The organism is Streptomyces sp. NPDC057702 (assembly GCF_042799315.1).
Lineage (GTDB): Bacteria > Actinomycetota > Actinomycetes > Streptomycetales > Streptomycetaceae > Streptomyces.
Window position 1 is genome coordinate 89656 of the sequence record NZ_JBHVJC010000007.1, and the last position, 17897, is coordinate 107552.

Sequence of the window (17897 nt, forward strand, 5' to 3'; positions counted from 1 at the left end):
TCGCTCAGGCCGCTCGCACGTGCCCGGTCGCGGCGCTGTGCCCGCGCGTGCGGCCCGGGCCAGGTGGCGTTCAGGCGGACGGGCCGGCCGCTCAGGCCCGGTCAGCCCGCCGCGAGGATGACCGAGCGGGTGAGGTGGCGCGGGGTGTCGGGGTCGAGGCCGCGGCGGTCGGCGATGGCCAGGGCGAGGCGCTGGACGCGGACCAGCTCCGCCAGCGGGTCGAGCGCGCCGGCCACCCACAGCGCCCCGGTCTCGCGCACCTGGTCGACCAGTCCGTCGGGGGCCGCGCCGAGCATCCAGGTCACGGTGCCGGTGGTGCTGATGCTGATGGGGCCGTGCCGGTACTCCATCGCCGGGTACGACTCCGTCCAGGCCAGCGCCGCCTCGCGCATCTTGAGCGCGCCCTCGTTGGCGAGCCCGACCGTCCAGCCCTGGCCCAGGAAGGTGAACTGGTTGGCGTCCACCGCCCCCTCGGGCAGCGGTTCGGCCAGCGCGGTCCGCGCGTCGCGCTCGGCGCCCTCGGTGTGCAGGCCGAGATGGGCCCGCAGCAGGGTGAGCGCGGTGGTGGCGAACCGGGTCTGGACCACCGAGCGCTCGTCGGCGAAGTCGAGCACGACCACCCGGTCGGCCGCCGTCATCACCGGCGTGTTCGGGTCCGCGGTGATCGCCACCGTGCGGCCCTCGCCCCCGCGCACCCGGGCCAGCAGGTCGAGCACCTCGGTCGTGGTGCCGGAGCGGGACAGCGCGACGACGCGGTCGTAACGGCGGTGGGACGGGAACTCGGAGGCGGCGAACGCGTCCGTCTCGCCCTGGCCCGAGCCCTCGCGCAGCGCGGCGTACGCCTGGGCCATGAAGTACGAGGTGCCACACCCCACGACCGCGACCCGCTCGCCACGCTCGGGGAACGCCTCGCGCTGCGCCTCGGCCAGCTCGGCCGCGCGGCTCCAGCACGCTGGCTGACTGGCCAGTTCCTTCTCGACATGCGTCACGGCTACTCCGAAGCGAGAGGGGATGATTATTCATGCAGTCTAGGTGACACTTTCAATCATGTTCAAGCATTCGTGCACCCACGAACACGAGCACCACGAGGGCGCCACCGACACCCGCCCCTCCGCGCCCACCCCACGTGACCTCGACAGACCCCACCGGTTCCACGGGACGCCGCCACCCGCCGACTACGACACCACCGCCCCAGCGCGCGCCCTCCCCGCGCATGCCGGCGCGGTAGGGGCTCCCGTACGAAGCGCGTACGGCGCCGCGTACCGCATGCGTACGGGAAGCGCACCCCGAACCGACAAGCGGCCGAGTCCGGGAAGGAGTTGACAAGACATCAGGTCCAGCGTGCCCGCACGCCCCACCGCGCGCGACCCCTCCCACTGGTTCGCGCACCCGCGTCCCCGACGCCCCGCACCTGGCCCGTATCTCCCGTACGCCACCACCACCCCGCCCGCCTCGCGTACGCCCACGCCCACGTGACCCCCTCCCGGCGTGTGCGCCACGCCAGGCGCGCGTATCCCAGGCCGGGCGTCGCCGCCCGGGGATGGCGTGTGCCCGCCGGCGACCGGCTCGCCCTCGGCGCGCCAAGTGGTGGACGCGCGCACCGGTATCGTGGCGATCTCCCACCACATCCACGGGCGGCCTGCCACGCGGCCCGCGTACCGCTCCGGCGGGTGCGCGGGGGCGCCACCGGGCGCGGGGCACTGGTTCCCGCGCGCCACCGGCTCGCGCGGCGGCGCGCCCGCCGGACGCCAGATCGCGAGGACCCATGGTGATGTCGCCCAGCCGCTACACGTATCTCGGCCCCGAGGGCACGTTTACCGAGGCCGCGCTGCGCACGCTGCCGGAGGCGGCCACCCGCGAGCTGGTCCCGATGGTGTCCGTGCCGGCCGCGCTGGACGCCGTCAGGTCGGGCGAGGCCGCCGCGGCGCTGGTACCCATCGAGAACTCGGTGGAGGGCGGCGTCACCGCCACCCTGGACGAACTCGCGACCGGCGAGCCGCTGACGATCTACCGCGAGGTGCTGCTGCCGATCGCCTTCGCCCTGCTGGTCCGCCCCGGCGTGAAGCTCACCGACATCAAGACGGTCACCGGTCACCCGGTGGCCCAGCCCCAGGTCCGCAAGTGGCTGGCGAAGCACCTGCCGGACGCCGTGTGGGAGTCGTCGGCCTCCAACGCGGACGGGGCGCGCCTGGTGCGGGAGGGGCGCTACGACGCGGCGTTCGCGGGCGAGTTCGCGGCGGCGACGTACGGCCTGGACCCGCTGGTCTCCGACATCCACGACGCGCAGAACGCCCAGACCCGGTTCGTCCTGGCCGGCCGCCCGGCCCGGCCCGCGGCGCGGACCGGCGCGGACAAGACGTCGGTCGTGCTCTGGCTCGGCGACGACCACCCGGGCGCGCTGCTCGAACTCCTCCAGGAGTACGCGGCCCGTGGTGTGAACATGATGCGCATCGAGTCCCGGCCCACCGGCGAGGGCATCGGCCGCTACTGCTTCTCCGTGGACTGCGAGGGTCACATCACGGACCGCCGGGTGGCCGAGGCGCTGATGGGCCTGAAGCGACTGTGCCCGAGGGTGCGCTTCCTCGGCTCGTACCCGCGCGCGGGCGTGGCCCCCTCCGAGGTGGGCGAGTCGCGGCACGGCACCTCGGACACGGACTTCGTCCTGGCGGCCGAGTGGCTGGCCCGCTGCCAGGACGGCCGCGCCTGACCCCGCCGCCGGCCCCCGCGCCCGGCGCGGCCGACACCCCGCCGCGGCCCACGCGGCCGGTTTCCGCGCGCCCCGCCCCTCCCGCGCGCCTTCCCCTTCGTACGCGGCCCCTTCGTACGCGACGGCCCGCTTCGTACGCGACGGCCCGCTCACGCGCGGCGCCCCGCGTCCCCGGGTGGGGTCGGCGTGGCGGGGCCGGGCGGCGGGTGGGCGGGTGCGACGGAACGGCGATCCACACGGCTGCAAAGTTATCCACAGGTGCGACTCGACCTGTGAATAAGTCGACATGGTGATTCCGACCTAGGCGACAAATGCACCAATCCACTCAAACATCAACACTCTTCGCACCCCGCTTCACATCGCCCCCACTTTCTCGACCGACCCCGACGCGATCACCAAGAAGGGACCCAACTCACTCGGAAGAGGGTGTGAGATGAGGATGGCCGGGGAATCCATGGCCCAGCATGACGCGGGCAAAATGTCCGACCTCAAAGTCCACAGATTGTGCACACAGCCTGTGGATAAGTTGTGCGCTCACCCCACCTCCCTGTGGACAACCGCGACGCTCCAACTCCCCCCTCCACAGCGGAAATCGGTCACCCTGGCGTGACTTCGTACCCCCTGTGGGGGAATGCGCGCCGTATTCTTGACGCTTCGCGACCGCATTTCCGGGTGCCGGGTCGCTCACGATCCCGCTCACCGCCTTCCGCCTTCTTTTCGGTGCAAATTTGGGCAAATGCCAACACGCCGTTGCGGAATATCGCGTCGATCCGGCGGAGCACGCACCGGTAACCTGGAGGGGTGATTGACCTTCGCCTGCTCCGTGAGGACCCCGACCGTGTGCGCGCCTCCCAGCGCGCCCGTGGAGAGGACGTCGGCCTCGTCGACGCACTCCTCTCCGCCGACGAGCGGCGCAGGACGTCCAGCGTCCGCTTCGACGAACTGCGCTCCGAGCAGAAGCAGCTCGGCAAGCTGATCCCCAAGGCCACCGGCGACGAGAAGGCCGAGCTGCTGCGGAAGGCGGGCGAGCTGTCCGCCGCCGTCAAGGCCGCCGACGCCGCCCAGGACGAGGCCGCCGACGAGACGCAGCGCCTGCTGCGCCAGCTCGGCAACCTGGTCCACCCCGACGTCCCGGTCGGCGGCGAGGAGGACTTCACCGTCCTGGAGACCATCGGCACCCCGCGCGACTTCGCCGCCGAGGGCTTCGAGCCCAGGGACCACCTGGAGCTGGGCAACCTGCTCGGCGCCATCGACACCGAGCGCGGCGCGAAGGTCTCGGGCTCGCGCTTCTACTACCTCACCGGCGTCGGCGCGCTCCTGGAGCTGGCCCTGGTCAACGCGGCCATCGCGCAGGCGACCGCCGCCGGCTTCACCCCGATGCTCACGCCGGCGCTGGTCAAGCCGCGCGCCATGGAGGGCACCGGGTTCCTCGGCCAGGCCGCGGAGAACGTCTACCACCTGGAGAAGGACGACTACTACCTGGTGGGCACGTCCGAGGTGCCGCTCGCCGCGTACCACATGGACGAGATCATCGAGGCGGACCGGCTGCCGCTGCGGTACGCGGGCTTCTCGCCCTGCTTCCGGCGCGAGGCCGGCACGTACGGCAAGGACACCCGGGGCATCTTCCGGGTGCACCAGTTCGACAAGGTCGAGATGTTCTCCTACGTCGACCCCGAGGACGCCGAGGCCGAGCACCAGCGGCTGCTGGACTGGGAGAAGCAGTGGCTGACCGGCCTTGAGCTGCCCTTCCAGGTGATCGACGTGGCCACCGGGGACCTCGGCGCCTCGGCGGCGCGCAAGTTCGACTGCGAGGCGTGGATCCCCACCCAGGGCAAGTACCGCGAGCTGACCTCCGCGTCGAACTGCGACGAGTTCCAGGCCCGGCGCCTGGCGACGCGGATGCGCGACGGGAAGCACGTGAAGCCGCTGGCCACGCTCAACGGCACGCTGTGCGCCGTGCCCCGCACCATCGTCGCGATCTTCGAGAACCACCAGCGGCCGGACGGTTCGGTCGCCGTGCCGCCAGTGCTGCGTCCCTTCCTCGGTGGCCGCGAGGTCCTTGAGCCGGTCACCCCGTGAGCGCCGCGCCCGCGCTTCCGTACGAGCTCATAGCGACCGACCTCGACGGCACACTGCTGCGCTCCGACGGCACGATCTCGGAGCGCACCCGCGCGGCGCTCCGGCGCGCGACGGCGGCCGGCGCCCGGCACATCGTGGTCACCGGCCGGGCCGTCCGCTGGACCCGGCACATACTGGACGACCTGGGATACCAGGGCCTGGCGGTGTGCGGCCAGGGCGGTCAGGTCTACGACGCGGGCGAGCACCGGCTGCTGACCTCGGTGACGTTGGACCGCCGGCTGGCCGCCCTCGCGCTGGCCAAGGTCGAGTCCGAGACGGGCCCGCTGTACCTGGCGGCCGGCCGGGACGGGCTCGACGGACAGGTGCTCTTCGGCCCCGGCTACACGGTCGAGGACCGCACGCTGGAGTCGCCGGTCTTCGAGCACGTGGACGAGGTGTGGGAAGCCCCGATCAACAAGCTCTACCTCCAGCACCCCACGCTCACCGACGACGAGTTGGCGGCCGTCGCGCGCAACGTGGCCGGCGACCTGGTCGGCGTGATCATGGCCGGCCCCGGGATGGTCGAGATGCTGCCGCTCGGCCTCACCAAGGCCACCGGGCTCTCGCTGGCCGCGCGTCGACTCGGCGTCACGGCCGCGCGGACCATCGCCTTCGGCGACATGCCCAACGACGTGCCGATGTTCGGCTGGGCCGGCCACGGCGTGGCCATGGCCAACGCGCACGACGAACTGCGGGCCGTGGCCGACGAGATCACCGCGTCCAACGAGGACGACGGCATCGCGGTGGTCCTGGAGTCGCTCTTCGCGTAGCGGCCCACGGGCCACGCACCGCGCGGGCGTCGCGACATCGCGGATGGCGACATCGCCGGTCGTGGCGCGCGGAGCGACCCGACACGTCCCAGAGGGGCGCCTCTCCACGGAGAGGCGCCCCTCACGCGTACGCCGTGGGGCGTGGGCGGGGGAGTCGCGCGCCCGCCCGGGCACGAAACGCTTGACCCTCACGTCGCGTCATGCCGCATGGTCGATGCCGTGGAAGAACACCTGACCGTGGGGCGCGTGGCCGAGTTGGCCGGCGTCAGCGTGCGCACGCTGCACCACTACGACGACATCGGCCTCGCCCAGCCCTCCGCGCGGACCCCGGCCGGGTACCGGGCCTACTCGACCGACGACGTGGAACGGCTGCGGAAGGTGCTCGCCTACCGGCAGCTGGGATTCGGGCTGCGCGCGATAGCGGACCTGGTGGACGACCCGGACACCGACGCGCTGGCGCACCTGCACCGGCTGCGCGCCCTGCTGGTGGAGCGGCGCGACCACGCGGCGGCCACGGTGGCGGCCATCGACCGGGAACTGAGCGCCCGGGCCATGGGCATCAGCACGACGACGGAGGAGCGACTGAGCATGTTCGGCGCGCGGCTGTACGAGACCATCGGTTCGGCCTATCCGGCGACGCGGCGCACCGAGCCGCGCATCGCCAGACAGGTCTGGGAGGCGCTCGGGGACGCGCGGACGGTGCTGAACGTCGGGGCCGGCACGGGTTCGTACGAGCCGCCGGACCGCCAGGTGACGGCGGTGGAACCGTCGGCGGTCATGCGGGCCCAGCGCCCCCGGGGCGCGGCGCCGTGCGTGGCCGCCAGCGCGGAGCGCCTTCCGTTCGGTGACCAGTCCTTCGACGCCGCGATGGCCTTCAGCACCGTGCACCACTGGCACGACCCGCTCGCCGGACTGCGGGAGATGCGGCGCGTGGCCCGCCGCGTGGTGGTGTTCACGCACGACGCCAGCGACGTGGCCTGGCGGCACCGCTTCTGGCTCTCCCGCGACTACCTGCCCGAGGTCGCCGGCGTCGTCGTCGGCCGGCCCCCGGTCGAGGAGCTGGCCCGCGCGGTCGGCGGTCGGCTGGAGCCGGTGCTCATCCCGTGGGACTGCGCCGACGGGTTCTTCGAGGCGCACTGGCGTCGGCCCGAGGCGTACCTGGAGGAGCGCGTACGCCGCGCGGTCTCGGTGTGGACCCGGGTCGGGCCCCGGGCCGAGGAGCGGGCGGTGGGCCAGCTCCGCGACGACCTCGGCTCGGGCCGGTGGGCCGAGCGCAACCGGGACCTCGTCGGTCTCGACGCGGCCGAGCTGGGCCTGCGCCTGCTCATAGCCTGATCCCTGGTGCGGGGGCGGCCCCCGCCGACGCGGGCGGGGCCGCGTGCGCGTCGCGGGCCCGCCCGTGTGGGGGGCGGCCGAGGGGCCGCCGGAGGTGGCCGGTCGATCAGCCGAACTGCTTGACCGCCTGGTAGTACGTCCACGCCGTGCCGTCGCAGGTCGTCTTCGACGCGCCGCTGTACGCGTTGCACACGCGCTTGAGGTCTTCGTAGAAGGCGCTGTCCAACCGGGGCTTGTTCGCGCTGAACGTGCCCGCCTTCTTGTAGTTGCGGTAGCCGAAGTCGTGGCGTGCGCAGGAGTTCTTGAAGGGGAATCCGAGCGGGTTGTCGGGCGAGCTGCTGCAGTAGTCCGTCGACCAGTCGAAGCCGTACGCGGCCCACGCGCCCTGGTTGGAGCGGGCGGAGTTCCAGGCGTTGTAGCTGGACGCGCTGGTCTGCGTCCAGCTCGCGAGGACCTGCGCCTTGTCGGCGGGGGCGGCCGAGGCCGGGGAGACGAGGAGGGTGACGGCGCTGACCGCGGCGACCGCGGTGGTGGACAGGGTGGCGACCATCCGACGCATGAGGGTTCCTCCGTGGGGTGCGGTGAGAGCGGCCCGGGGCGTCGAGCACGAGGGGACCGCCCCGGGGCCGTGCGAGCGGAGTGCGGGCACACGGCGGGTATACGCGCATAGACGACGCGCGTAGTCAGCGCGCGTAGACCCGTGTGCGGAGAACAGGTTTCCGCAGGTACCTGTCAAACGACAAGGGCCGTGCACGGACGTTCATATGAACAGCACGCGACCAGTCGCCCCCACCTCGTCCACCCTCGGCCGGGGCGGGCCGTCAGCGGCCTCGGCGCAGGGGCGCCCCCGTGAAGACCGGGCCCGGGCCCTTGACCCGGCGGATCATGGGGGCGGTCTCCAGGCGGCGGATGGCGGGCAGGGCCGCGACGCGCACGGTGAGGTATCGGTAGAAGGCGGCGGTGTCCGAACAGATCGCGATGGCGAAGAGGTTGTGCTTGCCCGTGCTGGCGTAGCAGCAGGCGACCTCGGGGTGTGCGGCGATCCGCTCACCCGTCTCGTGCAGGTCGGAGGGTGGCACCGCCATCCACAGGATGACCCGGGTGCCGATGTCGAACAGCCGCCCGTCGTAGTCGACGTCGAAGTAGAGCACGCCGAGCTCGCGCAGTTCGGCCAGCCGGCGGCGTACGGTCGACTGCGACCAGCCGGTGGCGGCGGCCAGGTCGCCGAGCGGGGCCCGGCCGTCCAGTTCGAGGACGCCGAGCAGGCGCCGGTCACCCTCGCCGAGCACCACCGCGGCGGCCGGTGGCACGGCCCCCTCCGACAGCGGCCCGCCGCCGGCGCCCACGGCCGGGCCGGCGCCCAGGCCCGCGCCGAAGCCCGCCGCCCCGGATCCGGTACCCGTACCGAAGGCGGCGTCCATGCTCAGGCTCACGCCCGCGCCGAACCCCGAACTCGTGCCCAGCGGTGTGGCCACCTCCTGGCTCGCGCCCGCGCGCACCAGCTCCACCTGCGCGTCGGAGAGCGCGCCCGACTTGTTGACCAGCCCCTGCTGGCCGCCGAAGAACTGGTGCAGCATGTACTGCGCCGTCACGTCCACCACCTGGGGCGTGCGCGGCAGTTCGCGCAGCAGCAGCCCGTCGCTGTCCTGCTCGCTGCCGCTGCGGACGACCACGGTGATCTCCGTGCCGCCGGACATCAGCGCCACCCAGGAGGTGTCCGGGCGGCGGGCCAGCGCCTCGGCGACCGGCACGGCCGCGTCGGGCCGGCACCGCACCCGCAGGAACCACGCGGTCTCGCCCAGCGGTCGGGCGTCGGTCAGCCCGAGGACCTGGATCAGGCCGTTGGTGCGCAGCCGGGTGTAGCGCCGGGCGACGGTCTGGTCCGAGACGCCGAGCGCCGTCGCGATCCGGGCGAAGGGGGCGCGCCCGTCGATCTGCAGGGCGTGCACGAGCTGTCGGTCCAGGTCGTCGAACACGTCGGGTTTCACCGCTCCACGCTAACCCGTGTCGGTTATCGCCACCGGGCGGGTGCTGGCTGGGGTGGGCCGGCGAGAGGGCCGGAAGGTGGGCGCCGGCTCGAAGCGCGGCACGGACGAGCGCGGAGCACAGCACGGACAAGGGAGAGAACAGCCATGACGATGGGCGGCGGACCCGGCCCCGGGGCCGGCACGCGCGGCAAGTGGTGGCCGCTGGTCGCCATCACGCTGGGCAACTTCATGTTGATCATGGACGTCACGATCGTGAACACCGCGCTGCCCGAGATCGCGCGGGATCTGGACGCCTCCTTCACCTCCCTCCAGTGGGTGATGGACATCTACGCCCTGGCGCTGGCCGCGCTGCTGATGGCGGCGGGTTCGGCGGCCGACCTGTTCGGGCGCCGGCGGCTGTACGTCCTGGGGCTCGCGGTCTTCGCGCTGTCCTCGCTGGCCTGCGGACTGGCCCCGTCACCGGGGCTGTTGATCGTGGCCCGCGCGCTCCAGGGCGTGGGCGCGGCGGCGATGTTCGCGACCAACACGCCACTGCTGATGGCGACGTACTCCGGCCGGGACCGGGGCGTGGCCTTCGGCGTGTGGGGCGGTACGAGCGGCGCGGCGGCGGCCGTCGGGCCGGTGCTCGGCGGGCTGCTCACCGAGACCCTGGACTGGCGGGCGATCTTCCTGGTCAACCTGCCGCTGACGGTGTTCGCCGGCTGGCTCACGCTGCGCACGGTCGGCGAGTCCACCGGTCGCGCGGGGGGCCGGGTCGACGCGGCGGGCGTGGTGCTGTTCACGGCCTTCGCCGGTGGCCTGACGTACGGGCTGATCCGTGGCGGCGAGGAGGGCTGGAGCGATGCCGGCACCACGGCCGCGCTGGTCGGCGCCGGCCTGGCGCTGGTCGCGTTCGTGCTGGTGGAGCGGCGGTTGAGGCAGCCCATGTTCGACCTGGGGCTGTTGCGCAGCCCGTCGTTCGTGGTGCTGATGGTGGCGGCGGTGGTGCTCCAGGCGTGCGCCTTCCCCTATCTGACCTACGTCGGCATGTGGCTCCAGTCGCTGCTCGGCATGAGCCCGATCGAGGCGGGGCTGGCGGTGACGCCGCTCGCGGTGTCGGCGCTGGTCATCGGCGTGATCGGCGGCAAGCTGCTCAGCCACCTGTCGCCGAGGATCCCGGTGGGGCTCGGGCTGCTGCTCGTGGGGGCGGGCGCGCTGCTGAACGCCGCCCTGGTGGACGGCGACGCGGGGTGGGCCGAACTGGCTCCGGGCCTGGCCGTGGCCGGCCTCGGCGTCGGCCTGGCCACACCGGTGCTGATCTCGGCGGCGCTGGGGCTGGTGCCGGCCGCGCGCTCCGGCATGGCCAGCGGCGCGGTCAACACCTCGCGGCAGTTCGGGTACGCGCTGGGCATCGCCGTCCTCGGCACGGTCTTCGCCTCACGTGTACGGACCGTCTTCACCGACGGCGCCACGACGGCCGCCCCGGCGGGCACCGCGCCGGACCGCGAGGCGGCGGGCCACGCGGCCGAGGCGATCAGCGGCGGCCACGCCGCCGACGTCATCGCCGCCGCCCCGTCCGGACCCACCCGACAGGCCGTCGAACGCCTGGCCGGCGACGCGTTCGTGGCCGGCATCGACCGGGTCTGCCTGATATCGGGCGTGGCCGCCGTGGCCGCCGCACTCCTGGTCTTCGCGGTCGTCCGCGACGAACCCGGCCCGACGCACCACGACACATCCCCCAACACCCCGGACCGGGCCACGGGAGCGGGGGGAGCCGCGGGAGCGGCGGGCGACACGCGGTCCGCGGGCGCGGCGGTGGCGTAGCGGGGCGGGGCGGGGCGGGGCGGCGCGCAGGCGCCGCGGAGAGTGGGGTGTTGGCCTCGGCCGGCCGGGCCGGGACGGGGGGCTGGCCGGCCGGGCTGGTGTGGGGGTGACCTGGGCGGTCTGGCTGATACGGGGTGGCCTGGCCGGCCGGGCTGGTGCGGGGTGGCCTGGGCGGTCTGGCCTACGCGGGGGTGGCCTGGCCGGCCGGGCTGATACGGGGGTGACCTAGTTGGTCTGGCTTGCGCCGGAGTGGCCTGGGCGGCCGGGCTGGTGCGGGGTGACCTGGACGGTCTGGCTTACGCGGGAGTGGCCGGGGCGGCCGGGCTGGTACGAGGGCGAGCTGGACGGTCTGGCTTGCGCCGGGGTGGCCGGGGCGGCCGGGCTGGTGCAGGGATGACCTGGACGGTCTGGCTTACGCGGGGGTGACCTGGGCGGCCGGGCTGATACGGGGGCGAGCTGGTTGGTCTGGCTTGCGCCGGAGTGGCCTGGGCGGCCGGGCCGGTGCGAGGTCCTGGGCGGCCGGGCCGGTGCGAGGTCCTGGGCGGCCGGGCCGGTGCGAGGTCCTGGCCGGCCGGGCTGGCGCGAGGTCCTGGGTGGCCTGACCGGCCCGACTAGTACGGGGACGAGCTCGCAGGTCCAGCGCGTACGGGGCCTGATCGACTCGGCGGGCGGCGAGGGTTGACGAGCCGGGCTGGCACAGAGCCTGTGCGATTCGGCGGGCGGCGGAGGTTGACGAGCCGGGCTGATACGGCACCTGCGCGATTCGGCGGGCGGCGGGGGCTGGCCAGCCGGGCTGATACGGGGTGACCTGGCCGGTCTGGCTGATACGGGGGCGGCCGGGCTGATACGGGGTGACCTAACTGGTCTGGCTTGCGCCGGAGTGGCCTGGGCGGCCGGACCGGTGCGAGGACGGCCTGACCAGTCTGACCGGCCCGACTAGTACGGGGACGAGCTCGCAGGTCCAGCGCGTACGGGGCCTGATCGACTCGGCGGGACTGGTCGGCCCGGCTGGTACGGGGCCTGATGGACTCGGCGGGCGGCGAGGGTTGACGAGCCGGGCTGGCACGGAGCCTGCGCGATTTCGCGGGCGGCGGGGGCTGGCCAGCCGGGCTGATACGGAGCCTGATCGACTCGGCGGGCGTAGGAGGCCGGCCGGCCGAGCTGACGCGGGGACGACGTCGCGGGTCCGGCGGTTGCGCGGCCTGGGCGACTCGGTGGGAACGGCCCGGCTGGCACGGAATCCGCGCGATTCGGCGGACGCGGGAGGCCGCCCGGCCGAGCTGGCACGGGGGCGACCTGGCCGGTCTGGCTGGTGCGGGGTCTGTGCGATTCGGCGGGCGGCGGGGGCTCGCGGTCCGATCCGGGGAAGGGTCCGGCAGGTGGGCGTCTGACCGGCCGGGTTGGTACGAGGAGCCGGCCGGGCCGGCACGGAGGGCACGGAGGGCGGATCGGTTGGGTGGGTGCGGGGATGATCGGGTTGGTCCGGCGGGTGCGGGGCCCAGTCGCCTGAGGGGCGCGGGTGAGTGGCGAGGGCTCGTGGGCGGGGAGTCCGGCTCTGCCTCGGTCGGGGCAACAGCCCTGGTCAGGCCCGTGCATGCGGCTGGCGGCGCCCCGGTGGGTACGGGGCCTGGCGGGGATGCCTCGGCACGGCCGTCGCGCGGGGCGGCTGCTGCGCCGGGGCGACCTGGTGGGCACGCTGGCCGTCGAGCCCGCCGCCGAGTGGTCGGGCCAGCCGTCGCTACGGGCCTGGCCTAGCCGAACGGGTCCCGGACGGTCCGGCGAGCGTGGCCGCCCCCGGCCGGGGGGCCGAGGCGCGAGGCGGCGGGCACAGCAGCCACGGTCGTCGCGGCGGGCACGACTCGCCCGGCCGACACAGCTGACCTGACCGCCCTGCCCTACCCAGCAGCCCTGCCCGACCCAACAGCCCTGCCCCGCCCAGCAGCCCCGCCCGACCCAACAGCCCTGCCCAACCCAACAGCCCCGCCCGACCCAACAGCCCTGCCCCGCCCAGCGGCCCTGGCCAGCCCAGCAGCCCCGGCCAGCCCAGCAGCCCCGGTCGGCCGGCGTGACGCGCGGAGTTCGCCTGGCGGCCTCAGGTCGTACGGGAGGGCGGTGCGCGTGATGAGCGCGGGTAGCCGGAACGGCCCCGGGTGGTTCGGGGACGCGACAACCCTCGGTCGGCCCGACCGGCACAGGAGCCCGGCGGACACAGCCGTCCTGGCTGACTCGACAGCCCCGACCGGCACAGCTGACGCGGCAGCCCCTGCCGGCACAGCTGACGCGGCAGCCCCTGCCGGCACAGCTGACGCGGCAGCCCCGACCGGCAGAGTTGACTCGGCAGCCCAGGGCGGCGCCGCTGACCGGCGGGCCCGCGTCGTGTGCGGAGTTGGTCGGGCGGCCTCAGGCCGTGCGGGGGGGGCGGTGCGCGGGGTGGGCTCGGGTGACAGGCGGGGGGGCGCCTGGTGGGTGGGGTGGCATTGGGGGTTGGCTGGGGTCTCGCTGGGGGATAACTGGCGACCGAAACCCGGCGGAAGTTCGCGGGAGGAACGGGTTCTTCGGTCAACTTCGGCTGGGTGGGCGCCGAACTGGGGGCGGGCGGCGCGCCCGCCGGCTGTCTCACGGCGGGCGCCGGCTATCCGGAACGCGCCGGGACAAAGCGCGTTTTGTTGCGCGCCCCGGAGCGGGCTGCGCAACAACGCCCCGCCTCCCAAGACTGCTGCTCGGTGCGACGGCGACCACGGGGGGCCGGGCCGATGTGGAACAGGCCCGACAGGTCGACCGTGTACCGCAGTTGGTTCAGACAGGCGGCGCCGTACGACGGTTGGCGCGGGACGGTGGTGGCACCTCGGTGCCACCCCGCCCGCCGGGCCTCGCTCCGGCGCCGCCCCTCACCGAGAGGAACCCCACCACCATGAACGTACGCAAACGACTCGTGCTGTTCACGGCAGCGGTCACCGTCTCGGGTGGCCTCGTCGCCGCCCCGTCGGCCACCGCCTTCTCCGGGCCGAGCGGCGACGTCGGTACGACCGTCCTCAAGGCCCCGAAGAACTGTCCCCGGGGCTACCTGTGCGTCTACCCGCAGTACAACTTCAAGGGCAAGGTAAAGAAGGTCGCGGGCACCAACCGTGACCTGCGGAAGTACGGCGGCGCCTTCAAGAAGCCGAAGTCGGCGTACAACAACGGCACCCAGTGCAAGCGGGCGGTCGTCCACGCGAAGCCGCAGTTCAAGGGCAAGGGGTACCCGCTGAACAAGGGCACCGGCTGGAAGAAGATCGGCGGCAACCTGCCCACCCTCTACTCCAACCGCTGGGCCGGCTGCTGACCTGAGCGCGCCCATCCGGTGGCCCCGCCCGCCCCAACCGGCGGGGCCACCGCCCCGGCGGCACACCCACCCACGCGCGGGCCGTCGCCACTTTCGGTGGGCCAACGCCCGTTCAAGACAGCGGACTTGACCGATCCGCCGCCCCGGCCAGCCCGCCATCCCCGGCGCCCTCACCCACCCACCGCGCGCCCTCGCCCCCAACAGCGGCCAAGCGGGCGAACCGCCAACCGGCGAACGGACCAGCGGGCGAGCGGACCAGCGGCCGAACAGGCGGCCAGCCAGGCACCCAGGCAGGCACATCGACAGACGGGGGTGTCGGGCCGAAGGCCGGGCGGATCGCGGGCAGGGCCGGCGAGGAAGCCGCACGCTAGAGCAGGAGCTGCGCGGCCACGGTCGCCCCGTCGGTTCGTACGGTTCCAGCCACCGCGCTCGCCCGTGCGTGGGTGCCGGGCGTCAGGGCCGTGGCCAGCGCGGCGGACAGGGAGTCGCGAGTCGGCGTCCGCCCCGCGTGCGCCGCGCCGATGCCCAGTTTGGCCACCTGGTCCGCCCAGTACGGCTGGTCCGCGATCTGGGGGACCACGACCTGCGGCGCCCCCGCGCGGGCCGCCGCCGTCGTGGTGCCCGCGCCGCCGTGGTGCACGACGGCGGCCACCCGGCGGAACAGCGCCTGCTGGTTGACCTCGCCGACGACGAGGCAGTCGGCGCCGTCGTCGATCGGGGCCAGCTCGGCCCAGCCACGGGCCAGGACGACGCGGCGACCGTGCGCGCGGCTCGCCTCGACGGCCACCCGGGCGACGCCCTGGGGCGCGTGCGAGGCCATGCTGCCGAAGCCGACGTAGACGGGCGGTTCGCCGGCGTCCAGGAACGCCGTCAACTCGGCCGAAAGCGGCCGGTCGTCGGGGAGCAGCCACGCCCCCGTCCGCACCAGGTCGAGATCTGTCAGGTCCCGCGTCGGACACAGCGTCGCGTCCGCCGCCAGCCACGGGCGGTCGGTGAGGACGTGGTCGCGGACGTTGTCCACGGGCGGCAGACCGAGCCCCGCCCGACGGCTGTTGAGGGCCGCGCCGTACAGCGCGTTGACCCGCTCGGCGTCCTGCTTCCACAGCGTCCGACTGTCGGTCTCGCCCGCCGGCGACGGAGTGCCGGGCCGCCTCCCGGGGCGGGAGTGCCGCGAGGGCAGGCCGAGGGTGTGGAAGCAGGCGAGTACGTAGCGGATGCCCAGCTTCTCGGCCACGTCCCGCGCCCCGGCCGGCATCAGGCCGGTCGCCACCAGGGCGTCGCAGTCCCGCGCCGCCGCCGGCAGCGTGTCGAACCGCGCGGCGACCAGCTCCGGAGCGAGCCGGAACGCGTCCTCGGCCGTCGGGGGCCTGGGCCCGGCCACCACCGACCGCACCGTCGGCCCGAGCGGTACGTGGGGCACGCCGGCGCGCGCCAGCAACGTCGCGAACTCCTCGTCCGGCGGCGCGCACACCCGCGCCTCCGCGCCCTGCTCCCGCAGGGCCACCGCCAGCCCCGCCAGTGGTTCGACGTCCCCGCGCGACCCCCACGCCGTCAACAACACACGCACTTCGCGATCCCCGTTTCCGCAGGCTGTGGCATTCGGCCGCCGATTCTGCGGTACGTACCGGGCCTTGCCGCAAGCCCCCCGACGCGCTATACGTTGAGAGTGGCAAGGAGTCGCGACTCCTTGCCTTCGCTGTTGCCGCACACCGACCACGCGCCGCCGGCCCCTGCCGCACACCCGGCGTACGCCCACGGCCGGCCACCCCGCCCACCACGGCACACGCCCCGCGCGACGACCGGCACAGCCCACGGTCGGCAGCCGGCACAACCCGCGACCGGCACCGGCACCGGCACCGGCACCGGCACCGGCACCGGCACCGGCACCGGCCACGATCCGCCCCGGGCACCCACCCAGGCACCCACCCAGGCGCCCGACAGCGCGCACCCAGACGCCCGACGCGCGCACACTCACCCTGTCGCGAGGCGCCCTCCCCCGACGCGAACCCTCCGCACGACGCGGACCCTCCCGGCGACTCGGCCCCGCCCGCCACGTAGCGTCAACAGCGTGTACCACCAACGGAGTTGACCATCGCGGTCGCTCGGCGCTCACATCCCACCGTTCCCCCACCCCCCCACCCACCGCACCGAGGCGCCGGCGCGCGGCGACCAGCCGACCAACAGCGACACGGCGGGACGCCGACCACTCGCGGCCCCACCCCCGACCGGGCGCCGCCCCCACGACCCCACCCGGAACCAGACACCCAACCCACCGCCCCACCCAGGGCAAGGCACTAACCCCGCGCCGTCCCACCCACTCCCCCGCACGCCGACAGGCCACCCCCACCCCCACCCCCACCGCGCTCGACCGCTCGCCCCACACACCGCCCCACCTTCACAGATTTACGTAACCGTGTTGAAAAAAGGCGGGCGGTAAGGGCTTGTTCCGCTTCTGTGCGCTGGGCCAAAGTTCGGGGCGCGGCCAGCGGTCCCCACCCGCACCGCCAGCCAAGCGCCCTCCCCGCCCCGCCCTGTCGCGAGGTGTCACCCCTGTCTGGGCGGCTTGCGCTGCAACCGGAAGGAAGAAGCGTGAGAGGTTCCCGCACGTACGTCCTCGCCGCCGCCGTCGGCGCCCTGCTGTCCGTCACGGTGGTCTCCGGCGCGCAGGCCAGGGACGACTCCGCGCCGATGGCCCCCCGCTACGAGCCGCGCATGGTCGCGGCGCTGGCGAGCTCGCTCGGCGTGAGCGAGCGGGCCGCGATCGAGCGGCTCGACTCCCAGGCGGCCCAGCAGCACACCCTGGCTGGTCTCGACAAGCAGCGGATCGCCACCCAGGGCGCGTTCTTCGACGCCCGGGGCACGCTGGTCGTCAACGCTCCCGACGCCGGGACCGCCGACCGGATCGAGGACGCGGGGCTGAGCGCGCGCGTTCCCGCCCGGGGCGAGTCCGCCCTCGACGCGATCAAGGCGAAGCTCGACGCCCAGGCCGCTCGGCAGACACCCACCGGCGTCGCCGCCTGGTCCGTCGACCTCCCGTCCGACACCGTTGTCGTCGAGGTGGCCAGCGACCGCGGTGCCGGCGCCCGCGCGTTCCTGAAGCAGGCCAGGTCGTACGGCGAGGCCGTCCGCGTGGTCAAGGGCACGCAGCGGCTCGCCCCGCAGGCGCTCGTCTACCCGGGCAGCCGGATGACGTTCAACGGCTACCTGTGCTCGGTGGGCTACGGCGCCAAGGACAGCGCGGGCCGCCAGTACCTGGTGACCGCCGGCCACTGCATCGAGGACCTGCCCGACCTGTACTACGACGACCAGCACTTCGCGAAGGGCGAGAAGACCCGGTTCGCGATCGGCACCAACAGCGTCGACATGGGCATCGCCCGGGTCGACTCCGACGACTCGATCGCCACCAAGGTCGGCACGTACGGCAAGGCGGGCACCGTCGCGGTCAAGGGCAGCAAGCGCGCGGCCGCCGGCGCCGCGCTGTGCAAGTCCGGCCAGACCACGCAGTGGACCTGCGGCGCGGTCAAGTCGTACAACGTCACCGTCACCTACACCGACCAGAACGGCGGCCCGGACACGGTCGTGCGCGGGCTGGGCAGCTCCTCGGTGTGCACCCAGGGCGGCGACAGCGGCGGCGCGTACATATCGGGCAACCAGGCCCAGGGCATGACCTCGGGCGGCCCGACCAACCAGAAGTGCGACGGCAGCGTCAATTCGCCTGGTTCCTCCTACTTCCAGCCCCTCGACGACGCCCTGTCGTACTACGGGCTCACCCTCAACCTCGGCTAGGTCACACCCACCTCACGGGACACGGGGGCTGCTCGCCGGATACGGTGAGCGGCCCCCGCACTGTTTGG

The 17897-nt window shown here is 74.0% G+C and carries 11 protein-coding genes; 7 read left to right on the top strand and 4 right to left on the bottom strand.

The annotated features are described in order from the left end of the window. Positions 1-101: 101 nt before the first annotated feature. Entirely contained in the window at positions 102-989 is an 888-nt protein-coding gene (locus ACFVFR_RS07085; protein WP_383698661.1) for an SIS domain-containing protein, read from the bottom strand. Positions 990-1771: 782 nt separating this feature from the next. On the opposite strand from ACFVFR_RS07085, the gene pheA reads away from it, so the two are divergent. From pheA to ACFVFR_RS07105, 4 genes are all read left to right on the top strand, one after another. Then, on the top strand, positions 1772-2707 hold the full coding sequence (gene pheA, locus ACFVFR_RS07090; protein WP_383698785.1) for a prephenate dehydratase: 936 nt from the start codon (positions 1772-1774) through the stop codon (positions 2705-2707). An 801-nt stretch (positions 2708-3508) separates the two neighbouring features. Further along, positions 3509-4786: a serine--tRNA ligase gene (gene serS / locus ACFVFR_RS07095; protein WP_383698662.1), complete on the top strand. Its 1278-nt coding sequence runs from the start codon at positions 3509-3511 to the stop codon at positions 4784-4786. Then, positions 4783-5595, top strand: coding sequence for an HAD family hydrolase (locus ACFVFR_RS07100; RefSeq protein WP_383698663.1), 813 nt, complete (start codon positions 4783-4785; stop codon positions 5593-5595). Before serS ends, ACFVFR_RS07100 begins: the two co-directional genes overlap by 4 nt. Before the next feature lie 207 nt (positions 5596-5802). After that, positions 5803-6930 (top strand): MerR family transcriptional regulator, encoded by a 1128-nt coding sequence (locus ACFVFR_RS07105; protein ID WP_383698664.1) that lies wholly within the window; start codon positions 5803-5805, stop codon positions 6928-6930. A 106-nt stretch (positions 6931-7036) separates the two neighbouring features. Here the strand turns inward: ACFVFR_RS07105 and ACFVFR_RS07110 are convergent, their stop codons facing one another. Beyond that, positions 7037-7489: a phospholipase gene (locus tag ACFVFR_RS07110; protein WP_383698665.1), complete on the bottom strand. Its 453-nt coding sequence runs from the start codon at positions 7487-7489 to the stop codon at positions 7037-7039. A gap of 262 nt (positions 7490-7751) precedes the next feature. Then, positions 7752-8918 carry an Lrp/AsnC family transcriptional regulator gene (locus ACFVFR_RS07115; RefSeq protein WP_383698666.1) on the bottom strand — a complete coding sequence of 389 codons (1167 nt, stop codon included), beginning with the start codon at positions 8916-8918 and terminating at the stop codon, positions 7752-7754. A gap of 144 nt (positions 8919-9062) precedes the next feature. Between ACFVFR_RS07115 and ACFVFR_RS07120 the strand changes: the two genes are divergently transcribed. Continuing rightward, the gene (locus tag ACFVFR_RS07120; protein WP_383698667.1) at positions 9063-10721 is read left to right on the top strand and encodes an MFS transporter; all 1659 of its coding nucleotides are present in this window, start codon (positions 9063-9065) and stop codon (positions 10719-10721) included. A gap of 2911 nt (positions 10722-13632) precedes the next feature. Further along, on the top strand, positions 13633-14043 hold the full coding sequence (locus ACFVFR_RS07125; protein ID WP_383698668.1) for a peptidase inhibitor family I36 protein: 411 nt from the start codon (positions 13633-13635) through the stop codon (positions 14041-14043). A gap of 367 nt (positions 14044-14410) precedes the next feature. Here the strand turns inward: ACFVFR_RS07125 and ACFVFR_RS07130 are convergent, their stop codons facing one another. Next, positions 14411-15610, bottom strand: coding sequence for a glycosyltransferase (locus tag ACFVFR_RS07130; RefSeq protein ID WP_383698669.1), 1200 nt, complete (start codon positions 15608-15610; stop codon positions 14411-14413). A 1022-nt stretch (positions 15611-16632) separates the two neighbouring features. Here ACFVFR_RS07130 and ACFVFR_RS07135 point away from each other — a divergent pair. Next, the gene (locus ACFVFR_RS07135) at positions 16633-17829 is read left to right on the top strand and encodes a S1 family peptidase (RefSeq protein WP_383698670.1); all 1197 of its coding nucleotides are present in this window, start codon (positions 16633-16635) and stop codon (positions 17827-17829) included. The last annotated feature ends 68 nt before the right edge of the window (positions 17830-17897 follow it).

Excerpts from the sequence above, each read along its gene's own strand:
- ACFVFR_RS07105 (WP_383698664.1), top strand. The coding sequence starts at position 5,803 with ATGGTCGATGCCGTGGAAGAACACCTGACCGTGGGGCGCGTGGCCGAG.
- ACFVFR_RS07125 (WP_383698668.1), top strand. The coding sequence starts at position 13,633 with ATGAACGTACGCAAACGACTCGTGCTGTTCACGGCAGCGGTCACCGTC.
- pheA (WP_383698785.1), top strand. The coding sequence starts at position 1,772 with ATGTCGCCCAGCCGCTACACGTATCTCGGCCCCGAGGGCACGTTTACC.
- ACFVFR_RS07120 (WP_383698667.1), top strand. The coding sequence starts at position 9,063 with ATGACGATGGGCGGCGGACCCGGCCCCGGGGCCGGCACGCGCGGCAAG.
- ACFVFR_RS07110 (WP_383698665.1), bottom strand. The coding sequence starts at position 7,489 with ATGCGTCGGATGGTCGCCACCCTGTCCACCACCGCGGTCGCCGCGGTC.